This is a genomic window from Pseudomonas sp. SWRI81 (assembly GCF_014268545.1).
GTDB classification, from domain to species: domain Bacteria; phylum Pseudomonadota; class Gammaproteobacteria; order Pseudomonadales; family Pseudomonadaceae; genus Aquipseudomonas; species Aquipseudomonas hamedanensis.
The window spans coordinates 99,593-120,849 of sequence record NZ_JABWQS010000003.1 but is presented as its reverse complement, the minus strand read 5'-3'; the positions used below and the strand labels follow the sequence as shown (position 1 = coordinate 120,849).

At 57.0% G+C, this 21,257-nt stretch carries 14 protein-coding genes; 6 read left to right on the top strand and 8 right to left on the bottom strand.

Annotated elements, in window-relative coordinates:
* Positions 1-61: 61 nt before the first annotated feature.
* The 8 genes from HU765_RS03145 to HU765_RS03110 all read right to left on the bottom strand — a co-directional run bounded on the left by HU765_RS03145 (position 62) and on the right by HU765_RS03110 (position 11,429).
* Positions 62-892, bottom strand: a complete 831-nt coding sequence (locus HU765_RS03145) for a carbohydrate ABC transporter permease (RefSeq protein ID WP_186619003.1) — start codon at positions 890-892, stop codon at positions 62-64.
* An 8-nt stretch (positions 893-900) separates the two neighbouring features.
* Positions 901-1,827 (bottom strand): sugar ABC transporter permease, encoded by a 927-nt coding sequence (locus HU765_RS03140; RefSeq protein WP_186619002.1) that lies wholly within the window; start codon positions 1,825-1,827, stop codon positions 901-903.
* A gap of 150 nt (positions 1,828-1,977) precedes the next feature.
* Positions 1,978-3,288 carry a sugar ABC transporter substrate-binding protein gene (locus HU765_RS03135; RefSeq protein ID WP_186619001.1) on the bottom strand — a complete coding sequence of 437 codons (1,311 nt, stop codon included), beginning with the start codon at positions 3,286-3,288 and terminating at the stop codon, positions 1,978-1,980.
* Positions 3,289-3,629: 341 nt separating this feature from the next.
* Positions 3,630-4,535, bottom strand: coding sequence for an AraC family transcriptional regulator (locus tag HU765_RS03130; RefSeq protein WP_186619000.1), 906 nt, complete (start codon positions 4,533-4,535; stop codon positions 3,630-3,632).
* 75 nt (positions 4,536-4,610) lie between these two features.
* Positions 4,611-5,498 carry a phospholipase gene (locus tag HU765_RS03125; RefSeq protein WP_186618999.1) on the bottom strand — a complete coding sequence of 296 codons (888 nt, stop codon included), beginning with the start codon at positions 5,496-5,498 and terminating at the stop codon, positions 4,611-4,613.
* 134 nt (positions 5,499-5,632) lie between these two features.
* Positions 5,633-6,925 carry a glycosyltransferase gene (locus HU765_RS03120; RefSeq protein WP_186618998.1) on the bottom strand — a complete coding sequence of 431 codons (1,293 nt, stop codon included), beginning with the start codon at positions 6,923-6,925 and terminating at the stop codon, positions 5,633-5,635.
* A gap of 85 nt (positions 6,926-7,010) precedes the next feature.
* On the bottom strand, positions 7,011-10,889 hold the full coding sequence (locus tag HU765_RS03115) for a hypothetical protein (RefSeq protein WP_186618997.1): 3,879 nt from the start codon (positions 10,887-10,889) through the stop codon (positions 7,011-7,013).
* A 168-nt stretch (positions 10,890-11,057) separates the two neighbouring features.
* Positions 11,058-11,429, bottom strand: coding sequence for a response regulator (locus HU765_RS03110; protein WP_186618996.1), 372 nt, complete (start codon positions 11,427-11,429; stop codon positions 11,058-11,060).
* A gap of 265 nt (positions 11,430-11,694) precedes the next feature.
* On the opposite strand from HU765_RS03110, the gene HU765_RS03105 reads away from it, so the two are divergent.
* The 6 genes from HU765_RS03105 (at position 11,695) to HU765_RS03080 (ending at position 21,223) form a co-directional block, all read left to right on the top strand.
* Positions 11,695-15,192, top strand: a complete 3,498-nt coding sequence (locus tag HU765_RS03105; protein ID WP_186618995.1) for a response regulator — start codon at positions 11,695-11,697, stop codon at positions 15,190-15,192.
* Positions 15,192-16,016 carry a protein-glutamate O-methyltransferase CheR gene (locus tag HU765_RS03100; RefSeq protein WP_186551427.1) on the top strand — a complete coding sequence of 275 codons (825 nt, stop codon included), beginning with the start codon at positions 15,192-15,194 and terminating at the stop codon, positions 16,014-16,016. Before HU765_RS03105 ends, HU765_RS03100 begins: the two co-directional genes overlap by 1 nt.
* Complete coding sequence (locus tag HU765_RS03095) at positions 16,013-16,606, top strand: chemotaxis protein CheB (RefSeq protein ID WP_186618994.1); 594 nt, start codon at positions 16,013-16,015, stop codon at positions 16,604-16,606. The genes HU765_RS03100 and HU765_RS03095 overlap by 4 nt, the downstream gene beginning before the upstream one ends.
* Positions 16,600-17,814, top strand: a complete 1,215-nt coding sequence (locus HU765_RS03090) for a hybrid sensor histidine kinase/response regulator (protein WP_186551429.1) — start codon at positions 16,600-16,602, stop codon at positions 17,812-17,814. The genes HU765_RS03095 and HU765_RS03090 overlap by 7 nt, the downstream gene beginning before the upstream one ends.
* Positions 17,815-17,858: 44 nt before the next feature.
* Positions 17,859-18,236 carry a response regulator gene (locus HU765_RS03085; RefSeq protein WP_186618993.1) on the top strand — a complete coding sequence of 126 codons (378 nt, stop codon included), beginning with the start codon at positions 17,859-17,861 and terminating at the stop codon, positions 18,234-18,236.
* Positions 18,237-18,334: 98 nt separating this feature from the next.
* A complete protein-coding gene (locus HU765_RS03080) occupies positions 18,335-21,223 on the top strand; it encodes an RHS repeat protein (RefSeq protein ID WP_186618992.1) in 2,889 nt (962 codons plus the stop codon).
* Positions 21,224-21,257: the final 34 nt, after the last annotated feature.

The window sequence follows — 21,257 nt, the reverse complement described above, 5'->3', positions numbered from 1 at the left end:
TGACACGGCCTCATCGCGAGCAGGCTCACTCCTACAGAGGGTTGTGCCGGGTTCGGGATAGTCATTTCACCGCGCCAAAGGACAGGCCGCGCACCAGTTGTTTCTGGCTGATCCAGCCGAAGATCAGGATCGGCGCACAGGCCAGGGTCGAGACCGCCGACAACTTGGCCCAGAACAAGCCTTCGGGGCTGGAATACGAGGCGATCAACGCGGTCAGCGGCGCGGCTTTCGATGAGGTCAGGTTGAGCGACCAGAACGCTTCGTTCCAGCACAGGATCAGCGACAGCAGCACGGTCGATGCCAGTCCGCCCTTGGCAATCGGCAGCAGCACGCGAACCATTTCCTGCCACAGCGTCGCACCGTCGAGGCGGGCGGCTTCGAGGATGTCTTTGGGGATGTCTTTGAAGTAGGTGTAAACCATCCACACCACAATCGGCAGGTTGATCAGGGTGTAGATCACGATCAGTGCCACGCGCGTGTCGAGCAGGCCGAAACTCTTGGCCAACAGGTAGATCGGCATCAGCACGCCCACCGGCGGCAGCATTTTCGTCGAGAGCATCCACAGCAGCGTGCCTTTGGTGCGCTGAGTTTCGTAGAACGCCATGGAGTAGGCGGCCGGCACCGCGATCAGCAGGCACAGCGCCGTGGCGCTGAAGGAAATCACCACCGAGTTCCAGGCGAAACTGAAGTAATCACTGCGCTCATTGATGTGCAGATAGTTTTCAAGCGTCGGCGCGAAGATGAACTGTGGCGGCGTGGCGAACGCATCGATTTCGCTCTTGAAACTGGTCATCACCATCCAGAAGATCGGGAAGAAAATCACGATCGCGATGGCCCAGGCCAGCGTGCCGAGCAACAGGCTTTGCAAGCGGCGGGATTGTTGGAGAGTCATGGCGGGCCTCAGGTTTTGTCAGTCAGGTTTTTGCCGATCATCCGCACCAGAATGATCGCGGCGATGTTGGCAATGACCACGGCAATCAAGCCGCCTGCCGAAGCCATGCCGACGTCAAACTGCACGAGCGCCTGGTTGTAGATCAGGTAGGCAAGGTTGGTCGAGGCGTAACCGGGACCGCCGTTGGTGGTGGTGAAAATCTCGGCGAACACCGAGAGCAGGAAAATCGTCTCGATCATCACCACCACGGCAATCGGCCGTGCCAGGTGCGGCAGGGTCAGGTGCCAGAAAATCGCGATCGGGCCGGCACCGTCCAGGCGTGCGGCTTCTTTCTGTTCCTGATCCAACGACTGCATGGCGGTCATCAGGATCAGGATCGCGAAGGGCAACCACTGCCACGAAACAATGATGATGATCGACAGCAGCGGGTAGTGCGCGAGCCAGTCCACCGGTTGCGCCCCGAACAGTTTCCAGATGTAGGCGAGGATCCCCGAAACCGGGTGGAAGATCAGGTTCTTCCAGATCAGCGCGCCAACCGTGGGCATGATGAAAAACGGCGATATCAGCATGACCCTGACGATGCCGCGACCGAGGAATTCACTGGCTTCCAGCAGCGCGCTGATCAACACGCCGAACACCACGCTGATCAGCAACACACTGCCAACCAGCAGCAGGGTGTTGGTCGCACCGGGCATGAACCCCGAATCGCTCAGGAAGTAAGTGAAGTTCTCCAGCCCCACGAACTGGTTTTCACCGGGGTAGAGCAGGTTGTAGCGGATCATCGAAAAGTACACGGTCATGCCCAGCGGCACGATCATCCACAGCAGCAATAGCGCCACCGAAGGGCTGACCAGAAACCAGCCGGGATTGCGCACGCGGATTTTGCGCTGGGGTGGCGCAAGGTCGAGGTGGGCTTTGGCAGTTGAAGTATTCATGGCAGTAACCGATTTCCGACAGGCAAATGAAGATCCCCTGTAGGAGTGAGCCTGCTCGCGATAGCGGTGTGGTAGTCACCACTTGGCTGGATGGAAAACCGCTATCGCGAGCAGGCTCACTCCTACAAAAGGCAAGAGCGAACCGTGGAATTACTTGGGATAACCCGCGCGCTTCATCTCGCGCTCAGTGGTTTGCTGGGCCGCGGTGAGGGCTTGATCCACCGAGCTCTGGCCGATCAGCGCCGCCGAGAACAGCTTGCCGACCTGGGTGCCCACGGCCTGGAACTCAGGAATGGTCACCAGCTGAATACCGATGTAAGGCACCGGTTTTAGCGTCGGCTTGCTCGGGTCGGCTGCTTTCAGCGATTCCAGCGTCACCTTGGCAAACGGCGCGGCGCTCATGTACGCATCGCTGTAGGTCGAGGCGCGGGTGCCCGGCGGCACGTTAGCGATGCCGTCGGTCTTGGCGACCAGTTCGCCATACGCTTTGGAGGTGGCCCAGGCGCTGAAGACTTTCGCCGCGTCTTTGGACTTGGAGCTGGTCGGAATCGCCAGAGCCCACGAATACAGCCACGCTGAACCTTTATCGGTGACCTGATGCGGGGCAAAGGTGAAGCCGACGTGATCGGCGACCTTGCTTTGGGTTTTGTCGGTGACGAATGACCCCGCCACGCTGGCATCGACCCAGATCGCGCATTTGCCGCTGTTGAACAGCGCAAGGTTCTCGTTGAAACCATTGCTGGAGGCACCCGGCGGGCCGGATTTTTTCATGGTATCGACGTAGAAGTTCAGCGCGTTTTTCCACTCGGGACCGCTGAATTCGGGTTTCCACTGCTCATCGAACCAGCGCGCGCCGTAAGCATTGGCGACCGTGGTAATCAGCGCCATGTTCTCGCCCCAACCGGCCTTGCCGCGCAGGCAGATGCCGTACTGCTCTTTGTCTTTCTGAGTGAGCTTTTCCGCGAACCCGGCAATCTGTTCCCAGGTCGGCCGCTCCGGCATGGTCAGCCCGGCATTCTTGAACAGGTCGGTGCGGTAATAGGTGATCGAGCTTTCCGCGTAGAACGGCAGGGCATACAGCGAACCCTTGACCGACAAGCCTTCGCGCACCGACGGGAACACGTCGTCGAGGGCGTAATCGGCCGGCAGATCCTTCATCGGCTCCAGCCAGCCCTTGCCACCCCAGAGTGCCGCTTCGTACATGCCGATGGTCAGCACATCGAACTGCCCGCCCTGAGTGGCGATATCGGTGGTCAGGCGCTGACGCAGGACATTCTCTTCCAGCACCACCCAATTGAGCTTGATGTCCGGATGCTCGGTCTCGAAGGTTTTCGAGAGCTTTTGCATGCGGATCATGTCGCTGTTATTGACGGTGGCGATGGTCAGCGTCTGAGCGCCAAGGCTGACGCTGCCGAGGGTCATGCAGGTGAGGGCCAGCAGAGCTTTTGCAGTGGGTTGCATCGTGCACTCCTTTTCTGCACCCGGCGGGTCGCAGAAGGACAGTTATTGTTTTTGTGTCTTCCGAATGCAGGAAGAATCTGCGCTGATTACAACGGTCAATCGCTTGGGTGACAAATCATCCGTCGCACTTTTGTTGATACTTTTTTGCACTGGGCTTTGGCGACGGGAACGCAGGGTAGGGGATTGCAGCGGCCAGGGCTTATCCGATGTGTACAGGTTTCGGATACCCACAGCCCCCTGTAGGAGTGAGCCTGCTCGCGATAGCGGTGTGTCAGTTTGAAATGCGTTGGCTGACAAACCGCTATCGCGAGCAGGCTCACTCCTACAGGGAATTTGCGGTGTCAGTGGTGGTTTTGTTCCGTCAGGCGCTGGACAGCCAATCGCCGATAATGCGACGGCGTCATGCCCTTGAGTTGCTGAAAGCGCCGGTTGAAGTTGGAAATATTGTTGAAGCCAGATTCGAAACACACCTCGGTGACCGGTTTATCACCGTCGGCCAGCAATTCGCAGGACTTGCTGATGCGCAGGCGATTGACGAACTCGATGAAGTTGCGCCCGGTGGCCTGTTTGAACACGCGGCTGAAATAGGTCGGTGTCATGCCCAGGTGCTCGGCAACTTCCTCCAGCGAAATATCGCGGGCGTAGTGGCTGAAAATGTAGTCGACCGCACGGTTGGTGCGGTCGATGTTGTGCTCATCCGCCAGCTGCGGTGTGGTGGCGCCGGACAACAGCTGAAAATCATCGCTCGCCGCCAGCAACTCCATCAAGATGAAAAAGTGTCCGAGGCGGGTGATGCCCTGACTGTCGGCGATGCGTTGCATCAGGGTCATGGCTTGACGGATCGTGCGCTTGCAGCGGAATTCGATGCCGTACTGGGCACGCTCCAGCAACGGCGCCAGGGATTTAAGCTCGGCGAAGACCTGGTGACCGCTTTCAAACAACTCATCGGTGAAATTGACCAGCATGTCGCGCTTTTCCACCACTTCATCCTCGGCCACCTGGCTGATCCAGTTGTGCGGCAGATTCGGGCCGGTAAGAAACAGCGTCTCGGGATAGAAGTTGCCGATGTAATCGCCGATGAACACTTTGCCGGAACTGGCGACGATCAAGTGCAGTTCGTATTCCTTGTGGAAATGCCAGCGCACCAGCGGGCAAGGGAAACCATGCTGGCGGTAGATGATGGATAACCCGTTGTGGTCATCCATCAACTCGTAAGAAGGGTCGGTCACACGGGCGGTTCGGGTCATGGCTCGGTACTTTTCTTGTTATCGCCTGCCGATCATGCCTCGTTCCGCGCGCCTTGTGCCAGCGCACCGTGACGGTCAACGGCCCTGTCGGTTGCGTTCGAGCGCCGATTTATCCATGGCTTTCTGCCGATTGACCTCCAGGCAGAACTTCACGATGTTCGAATTTTTGATGAAGTCGAAGTTGATGATGTTGCACTTCTTCGCCCAGTCTGTTCTGGCCGGATCGAACCAATCGTCCAGTTCGTCGAGAATTCGCTGCGGACCACCGAGGGTGTAGCAGGTCGCTGACAGGGACCACATGTCCCATGTGCCCGGCGGATTGCTCATTACTTCGGTGATGAAGCGCTGCAGTTCCGCGGTGCTGACCTGCGACTGCCCGATCCAGCGATGATCAATCTGCCTGTCGAATGTGCCTTGGTCAACTGTCCAAGGCACGGATGCCGCCACCAACACTCTTTGCCTACGACTGATGTCTTTCAGCTCGCCAAGGGTCAAGCGGCGATGGTCCGGCGGGATCATCCGTTCGCCCAGATGTTGCAGCATCAGTTGTTTGAACTCGGCGTGATTGAATTTGGTGCTGCCATCGGCAAGTTCATGGAAATCCAGAACGATAAACTCGTCGCTGCTTCGCTCCAGAAAACCATTAATGTCGCGAACAAGATCACCCAAATGTCGAGTAGAGCGGTAATTGCTGTGTTGGAAGCGAAACTTGTTGAAGCCTGAAGCTTTCGCGTCATAAATGAGTCGGACGTCAAGTGCCCTTGCGCCGCGATTCAATTGCGAATAAAACGGCACGTCCTGACACGCGAGCCAGTTGGCTCCAGGAATCAGCGGGTAGGAAGCTTCCCAGTCGCAGCCCGCGTTGTGTGTGCCGGGTAATGTCAGTTCCATCAGCGATAAGTTATCGATGTGCGGCGTATCAGCCATCCATTGGTGTACCTGGATACTTGTTCCATTGTTCATGTGGTTGTTCCTGCGTTGTTTTGTGCGGAGGCAGAAGTTGTTTTCGCAGGAACGTTATAGTGGTTGTTTCTTGTTGAGCCAATGCTTGTTTTAATGCGAGTTATATGTAAATGGATATACCAGAATTGCTGTATTCAATCGCGCTGGTTTTTTGCTTCAATCCATTGCGCCATGTATTGCGTACTCTTGTGGAGATGATGTCGTAACATGCTGCCGGTAAAATTATCGTTTCTACGGGTTTGTAAGTGCTGCCGGCAGAACTGCAACTTTTCAACCAGCGCGGGGCCGTGTATCGCTTGCTGATAGCGTTCGGCGAGCAAGGCATCACCGGTCGCTTGGGCTGCTTGCCAGCGTGTTTCGTCCTGATAAAGCTGGACGGCCGCGTCGGCCAGCGCCGATGCCGAGCTTTCGACCGCGCCAGACCAGGCATGCGGGCCATGCATGGCCTCGGCACCGACAGGCGTGGTCACGCTTGGAGTGCCACAGAGCATGGCATCGATCAGCTTGCCTTTGATGCCCGCACCGAAGCGCAAGGGCGCCAGACAAATGCGCGCCTCGGACATCACCTGCAAGGCATCTTCCGCCCAGTTCATCACGTGAAACCCTTGAGCGGCATTGTGCAGGGCTGTGGCTTTCGGCGGTGTATAAGCGCCATAAACGTGCAACTGGGCGTCGGGAAGTCGCTGACGGATCAACGGCCAGAGTGTGGTTTTCATCCAGAGTACGGCGTCCCAGTTCGGCGCGTGGCGGAAGTTGCCGATGCTGAGGAAATGCGCACGCTGGGCAAATGCGCGGTGCGCCGTCGCCGGCGGATCAATCATCAGCGGACACCAATGGAGCAAGTCGCGTGGCAAGCCGAATTGCTCGACCAGCAGTTCGATTTCGACTTCAGAAATCATCAGGTTCAAGTCGCAGCGATACAGTGCGGCGATTTCGCGCTTGGCCATATCGGTGTCGGCCATCCGTTCAAACTCTTCGCGCAGGGCAGGGCGGAACAACTCACTGAAGTCATCCTGATCAGTGTTGGCTTTCAATCGTTCTTTGAGCCGTTGATGTCGCGCATGTCGCAGACTTTGCAGATCGGAGGTTTCCAGTACGCGTAACGCGTTCGGGCAGTGCTTTTCCACGCGCCAGCCGAACTGTTCTTCCATCATGAATTGGTCGAACAGCACGATGTCCGGTGCAAGTTCTGTGATGAACGCGTCGAAACTGCTGTTGTTCAACTCGATGGCGACTTCGCGGATGCCCAGCGAGGCGAGATCGGCCTTGTGTTCACCGGGCCCGGCCGGGCTGCTGAAGGTGATGTCCCAGCCTTGCCGCTGGAACGTTTCGAGTATTTGCATGACATGCCCGCTGGCCGCCGAAGAACGGGGTTCGGGCCAGACATAACCGATAACCAGAACTTTGGTGGCGCAGGGGCGAGTCATGTTTGGATCCTTGAGTACTGGCGAAAAAAGGCGCAATTAAACCACAGTGAAGGTGGCCGGATGCGCCTTGTTTCAGGCTACGGGATCATGGGAGCGGGCGAGGCGTTTTCGAGAGACCGAGCAGCACCGGGCCATCAATGAAACCCAGCGTTGTGGTGTTTTTCACACCCTGTTCAATGGTTTGCAAATTAGCGGCGAACTGGTCAGGAAGGGTCTTGCGTTGGTCAAGCAATGCGACGGCCAATAAATAGGATTCCGCATTCGCCAGCGCGGGGTAGTCCCGGACAACCTGTGGGAAGCTGCTCTTGGCTTTGTCGAACAACTCAAAGTGAGGCCGGTGGAAACTTGTGTGAGGATTGAACAGGTTGTTGGGGTGGGCTTTGTGCGGGTTCCGCGCAAAGTCGAGCAATGCGGCAGCATCAAATTCGCCTTTTAACGAATCCGGGAAGTTGACCGCATAATACATATCAAAGGTATTGGGGCCGCCGTGTGACATTTCATGAACCAGCACGTCACCGATAGCGGCATCGTCATATCTGTTTAGCTTGTAGTGGTCGTCCAGATTAGTTGGAAACACGCTTAGAAAGCGTGTCGCCGACTTGTCGTATTTAACCCCGCCCGCGAGTCCTTCCTTCCAACGCATATAGGCCGGCGGTGACAGAGCCGCAACGGCGCTATCCGTCGCCGGGCGAAACTCAATATTAGACAACTTCAACGACTCAAGGTCTGAGCGCATGACGCGCATGTTATCGACCAGATTCTCCGCGGCGGCGGCGGAGTCAGTGCCGAATACGTGTTTCAAAACGGCACGTACTTCTTCATCAGGTGCATTCGACAGTGTGCTGATCGCGTTATCCAACTTGCTTTTGGCGTGCGGAATCGCCTTGGTCAAATATCCTCGCGTGTAGCTGTGCGGCTTGTTAAGCCCCAACAGTTGTCTCAAACGTGAAAAATCACCCAAGCCCTGGACCTTCAGGCGCGGCCCCCACGCGCCACCGGTTTTGATATTCAGTGCGTGCCACTCCTTATTGCGCGGGAGCACTGCAAGATCAATCGCATCGCCCAGATCATCGGCATGACGCCACGCAGCCACGCGCACGTCGCTCAGACTGCCGGCCTTGATCAACGGATGAATATCGGTGCCGATGGCGAGTTTCTTCAACTGCCCGGTTGCCGTGCTGATAGCGTTCAGGGAGTGCTTGCCCACGTAAACGATGCCGCGCTTGGCATAACGAAAGCCTCCCTGTGCCAACGCCGGGAGCCCGTCGAGGGGGTTGAAAACAGACACGGCAGCACGGGCGACAGTGCTGGCGATCTTCAATATTTTCGCGGTGGTCGAACCGGTTTTGGCGATGATGCTCGCCACCGACGCCCCCACGCCGATCATCAATCCGATGATGGAAAGTCCGTCGAGCACACATCCACCAATGCCTTCAGCGACCCGGTCCGTCCGCCCCGAGCGGATATCCTCGATACATTGCTTGAAGGGGACGACGATGTTGATCAGCAGGGTTTCTACCTTCTCTTTTGTGGTGCGCCACTCCTCAAGTTCAGTCGGGACATTCAGCGAGCCATATATTTCCTCCCGGCTGGCCACCGGATGATGGGTCAGCAGCAACTCAGCGATATCGTTGACTTGGGGGGAAAAGAATAAAGGCACGGGCTGCACGCTGGCAGTTTCAAGTCTCAAGTGCCAAAGTTTTTCAACGACTACATTGGAAGTGATGCCGTTTCGTGCTTCGCTTCCTTCGTTGTACGCAGCATAATCCAGTGGCCAGTTGCGGGCCTTGTTCTTGGGTTGGAAATCGAATTTGCTGCCGGTAAAGGAAAGCTTCGGGTTGTCATTGATGATACCCGTACTATTTAGCAGCGCAGCCAGTTCCGGGCGCTCGCGAAACAGGCCGCGCAGTGTGAAAAATTCATAGGCCCGCAACGAAGTGCGATTTTCGCAGCAGACAATAATACCGTGGCGGCTTATCGCTTCGTCACGGGCGTTCTGTGTTTCCTGATTAGGATTGAGGGGGTTGACTTCTTTTCGCACGGTATAAAACGACAGCTTGCCGTTGGTCAATGCGTAGCGGTCGCGTTCAGGCAGGCTCGTGATAGCCATTTTGATAATAGAAGACAAAGCTGTTCGTACGCAGTCGTAATAATTATCGACAGCTTGCTTGAACACGTCATTGGCGGGTTTTAGTTGTGATAGCTTTTCAAACGCTTGGGCTGGCGGACGGAAGTCGCTCAGGGCGTCGAATCGCTGCGTGAACTTACCGTTTTCGATCAAGTCGTCGGAAAGATAGAGATCCAGGATTGAGAAGCGCATGCGCAATAAATGGTTTATTGCATCTTGATTATTGTCGGTCTTGCTTAACTGGTAATCATGATACAAGGCCCAATGGCCAAGCGGATTTGAATATCCCAGGAGTGCCAGCCAACCATTCTCGTTTAAACCATCGGCAAATTTCAGTTTATAAGCTTTCTGTTCCAGATAATCGCCGGCAGGCATTACCTTTTGCAGTTCCTCAAGTCCGACTTTCCTTCGGCTGGGCGGTGGCGTCGACAAGCCGGTTTCGGATTGCGCGAAGGCTTCCATGTATCGCTTGAAGCAAGACGTGGCCGTCACCACTTGGGCCTGGTCGTAATCCTTTGCTGCACGGTGGGGTATAACGCTGTTGAGAACTGCCCAGTTGATCACCGGCATAACGCCCGCTTGCTGATGCAGTTGAATTTGCTCGGGTGACACCGGCGCCAGCTCGGAAAACGCCATGATGTGCGCGTATTTCATCAGTCGCGATGAGCCGGGCGAAGCCTGTTCGATCAAGGCCACTGCCCGGGAAAGAGCCATCCAGCCAGGCTTTCCCAAGGTTAGCCCGGGAGGCACGTCTCGTATCAGTAGCTCAGGCGCTGCTCCGGCCAGCAGAAGGTGCGCCGCCAACGCCGCACTGTCCGGATCGGCCATGCCGGCAGCAACCAGATGATCCTCAAAGTCTTCGCGTACCTGGAGTGCCTGTAACGTTGCATTGGCAGGTTGGTACGGATCGAAGCCGGCCAGACTCGATTTGGCTTGCATGTCGATGACCAGCGCAGCCACAACCATCTCTTTAAGTTGACGTGAGCGTACCTGTTCGTCCACCTCCAGTTGCCAGTTGAGGCGCTCGTGCAGCGTCTGCCCCAGGTTGCTGGCGACTTTGCCGCTCAAGAATGTTTTCAGGAATCTGTCGGCGTGTTCGCGTTTATCGACAACCGCAATAGCATTGAAATTGGCGAAGACCAGCTTTTGCAAGAGGCGTGTCTTGCCCTGTGTGACCTCCTCAATGACGCCTGTAATTACGTCGCGATCAGCGGTCGACAAATGAAACGGCGAATCCTCTGGGGCGTTCAGTAGTTCATGGTAATCGCCGGCATCAGGCGCGGCGGGGATCTCGAACTGCAAGTAGCTGATCAGCTCGTTTAACTCGTCGCGTGATTCAGGTGCAGTCAAACCTTCGAACGCCAGCCATTGTGCGAGTTGAATGACTTCGCCGGTATAGACATAACCGCCGGTTATTTTTGCGAACGCAGCAAGCGTTTCAAGTTCGCTGTTCGCTGCACCGGGTACGTCGCGTCGACCGGTAAATTCGAGTGCGAACAGTACGCCGTTGCCATCGACGCCAAATCGGGCATCGAGGGTGAGGTCGTACTGCTTTGGGAGGTATGAAAACTCTTCCTTCGCGATCATTTTTTGCAACAGGTTGCGTGCCGGGTCGTACACTTCGTCAAAGGTGCTGTCAGGCACGCGCGGAATGAAAATGCTGCCGAACCTGGATTTGCCATGCAGGTGCGAAAACCAGCCGGTAGTGGACCAGAAGTCCTCATCGTGAGTCATTTTGGAGCAGGTAATTAAAGCTTCAATGACTTTGGCTTTTTCATTTTTATCGAAGTTGGAGCGATCAATAATGCGGGGTTTATCTGTAAAAATCAGGCGCATGCCGTTCTTCCTGAGTTGGATTGGTTTCAACTTTTGTTGGTTGTGGCGTCACGATAGAGTGACGCCTTAATTAGCAAGTTGACTCAGGATAAGGAGGCGCGGTTAGTGATTGAAAGCGTTTAAGCATTGCAAAGAGTGCTTGAGTATAACAAGGTGCTTCGACGTCATTTAACTTTTCAAGATGCCGTTTACTTTATCGCGTAGTTGATCAATCGAAAACGGCTTGCCGATCATGTACATGTCTTTCGGGACATCAATCGATTCGGCATAGCCACTGGCGAACAGTACAGGCAGTTCCGGGCGTGACTTTCGTGCTTCGGTGGCAAGTTCACGACCGTCCATGCCGGGTAGCCCCACATCCGTCATCATCAGATCGATGCGGGTGTCCAGATTCTTGAGGATTACCTGCGCCTCAGCGCTACCATCAGCCTCTACAACCGTGTATTCCAACTCCTCAAGCACATCGACAATGAGCATGCGCACGATGTCGTCGTCTTCTACGACGAGGATGGTGGCAGGGGTGGCAGGGTTGGCAGACATGACAGGACTCTCGGAAGAAGGAAATCGGGGGATACCGGTCGATCAAAATCACCGGACTCTTGCATGAGTAAATGGCGCATAGCCACAAGTTCCCGTTCTGATACAAAAAAAGAGCAGGGCCGTGCGCGGCGACAAGGATAACTGCTGCTGCCATCACAAAGGGCAGGCGTGTAGGAAAATGCCATCAATATTGTCAGAAAAATGGATCCAGCCTGTGGTTTTGGGGCAAACTCTCGGGTTTTCAACAGTTCGACAAGGCTGCCCCATGTCCTCTCCGTCTTCGGTTGATGAACAACGGTTTCGTAAACTTCTGAGTCGCAACATCAGCCTGCCGCTGGGTGTTGGCGCGATCAGTGCGGTGTTCTTCGTGTCGCTGATTACCTATTTGCTGTCGGTGATCCAGTGGGTCGAGCACACCGACCGGGTCATCAATAACGCCAACGAGGCGGTCAAGTTGACCGTCGACCTCGAAACCGGGATGCGCGGTTACCTGCTCAGTGGCGATGAGCATTTTCTCGATCCCTACGAAACGGCCAAGCCGCGTATCGCCGTCGCGCTCAACACGCTGCTCGAATTGACGGCGGACAATCCTATTCAGACCGATCGCCTGCGTCGTCTTCAGGCGTTGCAGGTGGAGTGGGCCAACTACGCGCAGTCGATGATTGATTTGCAGCGCAGCAGCGGCGATTACCGCGGCGCGGTGAAAGCGGGGCGGGGCAAGCGCCTGACGGATGAGATTCGTAAACAGTTTGAAGACGTGATCGAAACCGAGCAGGTCCTGCGCGCCACGCGCAACGAGGATGTACGCCGCACGACGGTCTGGAGCATCAGCCTGTACCTGCTGTTCATCGCCGGGATCAGCGGACTGCTGGCTTATATAGGTCGCCGTGATCTGGTCAACCTGTCCCAAAGTTACTCCGCCACCCTGTCGGCACAGGAGGCCAGCGCCCAACGTCTGGAGCGCCAGGCCTGGCTGCGCAATGGGCAAACGCAGTTGGCCGAGCAGGTGTTGGGGCAACTCACGCTGAATCTGCTGGGCCGCAATATTCTGCAGTTCTGCGCGCAATACCTGGGAAGCGCCGTCGCGGCGCTGTATGTGCGTGAAGAGCACGGTGGTCTCAAACGCGTCGCCACTTATGGTTTTTCCCGGGAGCAGGAAGACCAGGAACAGGTGATCTACAGTGGCGAAGGTATCGCCGGACAAGTCGCCCAGCAGGCGCGCCTGATTCGTCTGGACGCGGTGCCGGCCGATTACTTCAAGGTCAGCTCGGGTCTTGGCGAAGGTCTGCCGCACAGCGTGCTGGTGGTGCCGACCAGCGACGACGATCGGGTCAACGGTGTGATTGAACTGGGCTTTCTGCGCCCATTGACCGATCGCGACATCGACCTGCTGGAACTGATCGCCGGCAACATCGGTACGTCGATCGAAGCGGCACGTTACCGCCAGCGATTGCAGGAAGTGCTCGCCGAAACCCAGCAACTCAACGAAGAGTTGCAAGTGCAGCAGGAAGAGCTGAAAACCGCCAACGAAGAGCTGGAAGAACAGTCGCGCATCCTCAAGGAGTCCCAGGCGCACCTGGAAACCCAGCAGGTCGAACTGGAACAGACCAACGAGCAGCTTGCCGAGCAGGCGCAGACCCTGGCCGAGCAGCGCGATGCCATGGACTTGAAGAACAACTTGCTCAACCAGGCCCAGGTGCAGCTCGAAGAGCGCGCTGAAGAGTTGCAGCGTTCGAGCAAGTACAAGTCAGAATTTCTCGCCAATATGTCCCACGAACTGCGCACGCCGCTGAACAGTTCGCTGATTCTGGCCAAGTTGCTGGCGGAAAATCCGCACGAAAACCTCACCGCCGAACAGGTCAAGTTTGCCGAGTCCATCTACTCGGCAGGCAATGATCTGCTCAACCTGATCAACGACATTCTGGACATTTCCAAGGTTGAAGCCGGCAAGCTCGAGGTGGTTCCGGAGAACACCAGCGTCGCCCGTCTGGCCGACAGCCTGCGCAGCCTGTTCGAACCGGTGGCCGCCGACAAGCACCTGACGTTCAGTGTCGATTTGCTCCCGGGCGCGCCGTCGGTGCTGTTTACCGATCGCCAGCGTCTGGAGCAGGTGATCAAGAACCTGCTGTCCAATGCCGTGAAGTTCACCGAACAAGGCGCCGTCAGCCTGACCATCAGCGGTCAGCCGAACGACAGCATTGCCTTCGTTGTGCAAGATTCGGGGATTGGCATTGCGGCCGATCAGCAGGAAAGCATTTTCGAAGCGTTCCGCCAGGCCGACGGCACCACCAATCGCAAGTACGGCGGCACCGGACTGGGGCTGTCGATTTCCCGCGATCTGGCGACCTTGCTCGGTGGTTCGATCAGCGTCTCCAGTACACCGGGGCAGGGCAGCGTCTTCACGCTGGTATTGCCGCAACACTACAGCGAGTCCAACCAGGTCGCATCGCTACCGTCGACGTTTACCCCGCCGGCCCCGAGCGAGGCCGTCGCACCTGCACCCACGCCCGTGGTTTCGCCGCTGGCGCCAGTACACATTCCGCGCTTCGCCGACGACCGAGACAAGGCACCGTTTGCCACGCGGTGCATTCTGGTGGTGGAAGACGAGCCGAACTTTGCACACATCCTCTACGATCTGGCGCATGAACTCGGTTATCACTGCCTGGTAGCCCATGGCGCCGATGAGGGCTACGACCTGGCCCGTGAGTTCGTCCCGGACGCGATCCTGCTCGATATGCGCCTTCCGGATCACTCTGGTCTCACTGTGTTGCAACGCCTGAAGGAGCACGCTGGAACCCGACACATTCCGGTGCACGTAATCTCGGTCGAGGACCGGGTTGAGGCAGCGATGCACATGGGCGCGATCGGTTACGCCGTCAAACCCACCACCCGCGAGGAGCTAAAGGATGTATTCGCCCGCCTTGAAGCCAAGCTGACCCAGAAGGTCAAGCGCGTGCTGCTGGTCGAGGACGATGATTTGCAGCGCGAGAGCATTGCCCGGCTGATTGGCGATGAGGACATCGAAATCACCGCTGTAGGCCTCGCCCAGGATGCGCTGGAGTTGTTGCGCACCACGATCTACGACTGCATGGTGATCGACCTGAAACTGCCGGACATGCTCGGCAACGACTTGCTCAAGCGCATGTCCACCGAAGATATCTGTTCATTCCCGCCGGTCATCGTCTACACCGGACGCAACCTGACCCGCGATGAAGAGGCCGAACTGCGCAAGTATTCGCGTTCGATCATCATCAAGGGGGCGCGTTCGCCAGAGCGACTGCTGGACGAGGTCACACTCTTTCTGCACAAAGTCGAATCGCAGTTGTCCCATGAACGGCAGAAGATGCTCAAGACCGCACGCAGCCGCGACAAGGTCTTCGAAGGTCGCAAGGTGCTGCTGGTGGATGACGATGTCCGCAACATTTTCGCCCTGACCAGTGCGCTGGAGCACAAGGGCGCCGTGGTGGTGATCGGCCGTAACGGCCGTGAAGCCATTGAGAGACTCAACGAAGTCGAAGACATCGATCTGGTGTTGATGGACGTGATGATGCCGGAAATGGATGGTTTCGAAGCCACTGTCGAGATCCGCAAGGATCCGCGCTGGCGCAAGCTGCCGATCATTGCGGTGACGGCCAAGGCCATGAAAGACGACCAGGAACGCTGCCTGCAGGCCGGCGCAAATGACTATCTGGCCAAACCGATTGATCTCGATCGCCTGTTCTCGCTGATTCGCGTGTGGTTACCGAAGATGGAACGCATCTAGTGGAACGAAGTGAACGAAACAGCGAAATCGAACTGCGCTTGCTGATCGAGGCGATCTATCTCAAGTACAGCTACGATTTTCGCGATTACTCCGGCGCATCGATCAAGCGCCGGGTGCTGCATGCGTTGAACCAGTTCGAGTGCGCGACGATTTCAGCGTTGCAGGAGAAAGTCCTGCACGATCCGACGGCATTCATGCAGCTGCTGCAATTGCTGACGATCCCGGTCAGCGAGATGTTTCGCGATCCGTCGCACTTTCTCGCGATTCGCCAGGAAGTGGTGCCGTTGCTGCGCACCTATCCGTCGCTGAAGATCTGGATTGCCGGATGCAGCACGGGCGAGGAGGTGTACTCGATGGCGATCCTGTTGCGCGAAGAAGGCCTGCTTGACCGCACGATCATCTACGCCACCGACATCAACCCGCGCTCGCTGGATAAAGCCAAGCAAGGGATTTTCTCGATGGAGAACGTGCGTGCCTACACTGCCAATTACCAGCAGGCCGGCGGCCAGTGTTCGTTCGCCGACTATTACACGGCGGCGTACGGTTACGCGATTTTCGACAAGAGTCTGTGCGAGAACGTGACCTTCGCCGACCACAGCCTGGCCACCGACAGTGTGTTCTCCGAAACCCAGTTGATCTCCTGCCGTAACGTGTTGATCTATTTCAACAAGAAGCTTCAGGACCGGGCGTTCGGGCTGTTCCATGAATCGCTCTCGCACCGTGGCTTTCTGGTGCTGGGCAGCAAGGAAACCCTGGATTTTTCCAGCTACGCCAACCAGTTCGAGCCGCTGGTGAAACAAGAACGGATCTACCGCAAATCATGAACGGCACCCCAAGCCTGCCTCGAATCGAGGCTGTTGTGATCGGCGCGTCGGCCGGCGGCGTTGAAGCGCTGCTGACGCTGCTTGGCCCGCTGCGCCAAGGGTTTGTGCTGCCGATCATCATCGTCCTGCACCTGCCTGAAGAACGCCGCAGTCATTTGGCCGAAGTGTTTGCCCGGCGTGTGGCGCTGCCTGTGGAAGAAGCCCGCGACAAGCAAGACATCCTCCCCGGCACCGTCTATTTCGCCACGCCGGGTTATCACCTGTCTGTGGAGCAGGACCGCAGTCTGTCGTTGAGCCTGGAAGAGCGTTTGCATCATTCCCGGCCATCCATCGATTTTCTGTTCGAGTCCGCCGCCGACACGTACGGCCCGGCACTGGCCGCCGTGCTGCTGACCGGGGCCAACCACGACGGCGCACGTGGCCTGGCCGTCGTCAAACAGCGGGGCGGACTGACCATTGTCCAGGACCCCACAGAAGCACAAGTTGCCACCATGCCCCAGGCTGCGCTGAATGTTCACCAGCCGGATCATGTCCTAACCATTCACGGCATCGGCCGTCTGCTTGTCGAGCTGGAACGAATCGCATGCTGAGTAATATCCAAGCCAAATTGCTGATCGTCGACGATCTGCCGGAAAACCTGCTGGCCCTTGAAGCGTTGATCAAGCGTGAAGACCGCACCGTCTACAAGGCGCTGTCGGCAGATGAAGCGTTGTCGCTGCTGCTGCAACACGAATTCGCCATGGCCATCCTCGATGTACAAATGCCCGGCATGAACGGCTTTGAACTCGCCGAGTTGATGCGCGGCACCGAGAAAACCAAGAACATCCCGATCATCTTCGTCAGCGCCGCCGGCCGTGAACTGAACTATGCGTTCAAGGGCTACGAGAGCGGTGCGGTGGATTTCCTGCACAAGCCGCTGGATATCCATGCGGTGAAGAGCAAGGTCAACGTCTTTGTCGATTTGTATCGCCAGAGCAAGGCGATGAAGCAGCAGGTCGAAGCACTGGAGCAGGCGCGCCGCGAGCAGGAAGCCTTGCTCCAGCAGTTGCAGAGTACCCAGCTTGAGCTGGAGCAGGCTGTGCGTATGCGCGATGACTTCATGTCAATCGTCGCCCACGAAGTGCGCACGCCACTCAACGGGCTGATACTGGAAACCCAACTGCGCAAGATGCACCTGGCGCGGGACAACGCCTCGGCGTTCACGCTCGACAAAATGCACGCGATGGTCGACCGCGATGAACGGCAGATCAAAAGCCTGATCCGGCTGATCGAAGACATGCTCGACGTGTCGCGCATTCGCACCGGCAAGCTGTCGATCCGGCCGAGCCATTTCGATCTGGTGCAGTTGGTGAGCAATCTGCTGCAAAACTTTGCGCAACAGATCGAGGCGGCGGAAACCGAAGTGTCTTTCACCGCAGCGGAGCCGGTGGAGGGGCACTGGGATGAATTCCGGATCGAGCAGGTGGTGTCCAATCTGCTGACCAACGCCTTGCGTTACGGTGGTCGCAGTCCGATTCAGGTGCGCGTTTACCGCGTCGATGACGAGGCGCGTATCGAGGTGCAGGATCACGGCATCGGCATCAGTGCCGAGAACCAGAAGCGTATTTTTCAACAGTTCGAACGGGTCTCCGCCAAGACGGTAGTGGCCGGGCTCGGACTGGGTCTGTTCATCTCCGAGCAGATCGTCGCCGCCCATGGCGGCTCCATCGTCGTCGAGAGTGAAATCAACGAAGGCGCCCTGTTTCGCGTTTGTCTGCCCATCCAGGAAAACGGCACATCCGACGCAACCTCTGAGTGACCACACGGTCGTATCAGCAGCTATTGACCGAACAAAGGCTTCCCATGAGCGTAGATGCGCAAGATGTTGTACTCGTCGTCGAAGACGAACCGGTTATCTTGATGGTTCTGACCGATTACTTGTCAGGGCAGGGCTATCGCGTACTGCAAGCGGAAAACGGCGAGCAGGCATTCGAAATCCTCGCCAGCAAACCGCACCTGGACATGTTGATCACTGACTACCGTTTGCCGGGCGGCATCTCCGGCGTGCAGATCGCCGAACCTGCCGTGAAGTTGCGACCTGACCTCAAAGTGATTTTTATCAGCGGCTATCCGCAGGAAATCCGCGAGACCGGCAGCCCGATTACCAGCAAGGCGCCGATCCTTGAAAAACCGTTTGACCTGGACGTGCTGCAGGAAAAGATTCAGGAATTGCTGGCCTGAAAACGCGGCAAATGGCGCGATACCTGTAATTTCTGACAGTTGACACACGCGGCTTCAGAGCTAATAAAGACCTCGTAACCACCGCGAGGTCACTGTTCATGCATCGTCACACGCCAAAGCTTGCCGTCATTGAACCTCGTGGTGCCGCGGTACGCGAGGTCTCGTACTTTCGGCGATCGGGCCTGGACGAGCTTCAAGCCTATGTCTGGCAAACGGTTCATGACCTTCCGCGCCGCGCGAGTCACACGCGTGATCCGCGGCTGTTTTTGCGCTTTCAAAGCGACGATACCTCTCCCGCCAACCAGACCAGCATCACCACTCTGTCTGGAGCATCCTTGCTATCGGTCAACGTGGATGCCGGTTGGCGTTTGACGTTGACGGGAGCGTCTGGCCAGCCTCTTGAAAGCTGGGATCAAAAGCTCAATCACCGCCGCGTGCAATACGATGCGTGGCTGCGCCCGACGTTCGTGTTCGACCGTTCGGCCGGCGAGTCCGAGCACCGAAGCGAATGCCTGTCTTACGCCGACGCCAGCCTCGAGTCTGCCCGGCATAATCGCTGCGGGCAGTTGGTCCGTCATGACGATGCGGCGGGTTCGGCGTACTTTACTGAGTTTGGCCTCAACGGTGCGCCTATCGAGCAATCTCGGCGATTCCTCAAAGAGCTGAATGAGCCGGACTGGCCTGAAGAGGCAAGTAAGCGCGACGCCCTGCTGGAAGATTGGAATGCCATCACCGGTATGGACTACAACGCTTCAGGTGACCTGATCCGGCACGTTGATGCGCAGGGCAATCAACAATTGTTGCGACAGACCGTGGCCGGGGAATTGGCCCGGGCGTGTCTGAAACCGGTCGGCGCCAACGGATACACCACGTTAGTGGCTGATATCCGCTACAACGCGTCTGGTCAAATAGAACAGCAAACTGCCGGTAACGGGGTCGTCACTCGCAGCGTTTTCGACTCGCAGAATGGACGGCTCAATAGCCTGGCCGCGCAAGCGGCCAACGAGCCGGTGCTGCAGGATCTCGCGTATGACTATGATCCGGTGGGCAAGTTGCTAAGCATCACCGACAGCGCTCAGCCGATCCACTATTTCCGCAATCAACGAGTCGCGCCTCTCACCGCCTATGGGTACGACACGCTTGGGCAATTGATCAAAGCCTCTGGTCGGCAACGAATCCGGGCCCTGAGCGGGCCGCAGCTGCCCGAGTTCATCTCACCGGCGGATCCGCTGCAACTGGAAAATTATCAGCAGACGTTTGACTACGACAGCGCTGGTAACCTTTGTATGCTGCAGCACACCGCCGACAGTGGTTCGCGCTGCGAACGCACGGCTGTCGCGCTGACCAGCAATCGTAGTTTGCCGTACACCGTCGCAGGTGAGCGACCGGATGAGGTAGAAATCGCCAGACGTTACGACGCCAACGGCAATCTCAACCTGCTGCAAACAGGCCAGAATCTTCTTTGGGACAGGCGCAACCAGTTGCGCCAGGTCCATCAAGTGATTCGTAAAAACGGTCCCAACGATAGCGAGTGCTATTTTTATGACTGTACGGGTCAACGTCTGCGTAAAATTCGCACGGCACATACCCCTGAACTGACCCGCACCCATGAAACCCGCTATTTGCCGGGGCTGGAAATCCGCACTACAACTGAAGAAACCCTGCACATCATCACTGTTCAGGCTGGCCGCTGCACTGTGCAGGTCCTGCACTGGCAAAGGGGTCGGCCCTCGCGTATCGCCGACAATCAACATCGCTACATCCTCACCGATCATCTGGGCTCCAGCAGTCTGGAGCTGGATTTCGAGGCGCACCTGATCAGTCAGGAAAGTTACTATGCCTATGGCGCCACAGCTTGGTGGGCCGGGCGTGACGAGGTCGAGGCCAGCTACCGGACGGTGCGCTATTCAAGGCAAGAGCGCGACGCCACCGGCCTTTACTATTACGGGTTTCGTTACTACATGCCGTGGCGACAGCGATGGCTGAGTGCCGACCCGGGGGGCACCCACGATGGGCTGAATCTGTACGCGATGGTCGGTGGCAACCCGGTCGGGTATGTCGATTTGCAGGGCTTGTCGCGATGGGAGACGGCCAAGGCGATGATATGGGCCGGTGGCTTTGACTTTGCAGCAAAAGTGCCTGCGGCGGCTATCGGCTATCTCATAAAGGCTGCGAATCCGGCGAGTTGGGTGTTGGCAGTTGCAGGCGGGGCTTCGGCAGCGATCAATGGGGCGATCACGGGAGCAGCATGGGTCGCTCATAATCAGAATGAAGATATCGGTCGTTTACGGCGATATGCAGAGCGTTCCGCGGGAGCCTTGGGAGGCGCAGTATTAACGGCTGCTCCTGTGGCGGTTGAGCATTTTTTCACCCCGGGATTGAATCTTGCGGCAATCGATCAGATCACGTCATTAGGGGATAACTTCGGGTTTGAATTTTTTTCTCAATTCGAAGCAAGCCGGCCGAACAATGATTGGACGGGGACGCCTCCAAGAGCCGGTATTAACGCTGAGATCGGCGCTACGGTGCTGACTAAAGGGGTTTCCAAATTAATTGATTACAACCTGTTTGGTCCTGCGCAATCCCTTTCTGTAAGCCTTGCCCAAGAGGTTTTGTACCCCGCAGCTACCAAAGGGGCGGTGGCCATGAGTATGAGTTTTTCCCGCAGTTATTTCCCGGAGGAGGCGCCATACCAGGAAAGTCGAGATCTCTCGCAGTTTTCAGTTGTAAAACAGCTCAGCAATGTGGCCGGCCGAGATTCTTTTAGCGCGGTCCCTCGACTGGCGGCGCAAGGGCTGCAGCTTGAGGGCGTGAGCGCCGTAATCAGCGACGGCGTACGAGAAACCGTGAATTACGCTGTAAACTCCGGGTTTCAGATAATGCGAAATGCTTATAAACGCGACATAAAGTCCGGCCTGCAGAAAATGGTGAAAACGAATCGCCCACCGCTTGCTGACACAAAGGTTCAAAACTATGGGGCCGTTTGAGATTACCTGGCGCCTCTTTAGATCGTTTACCAGG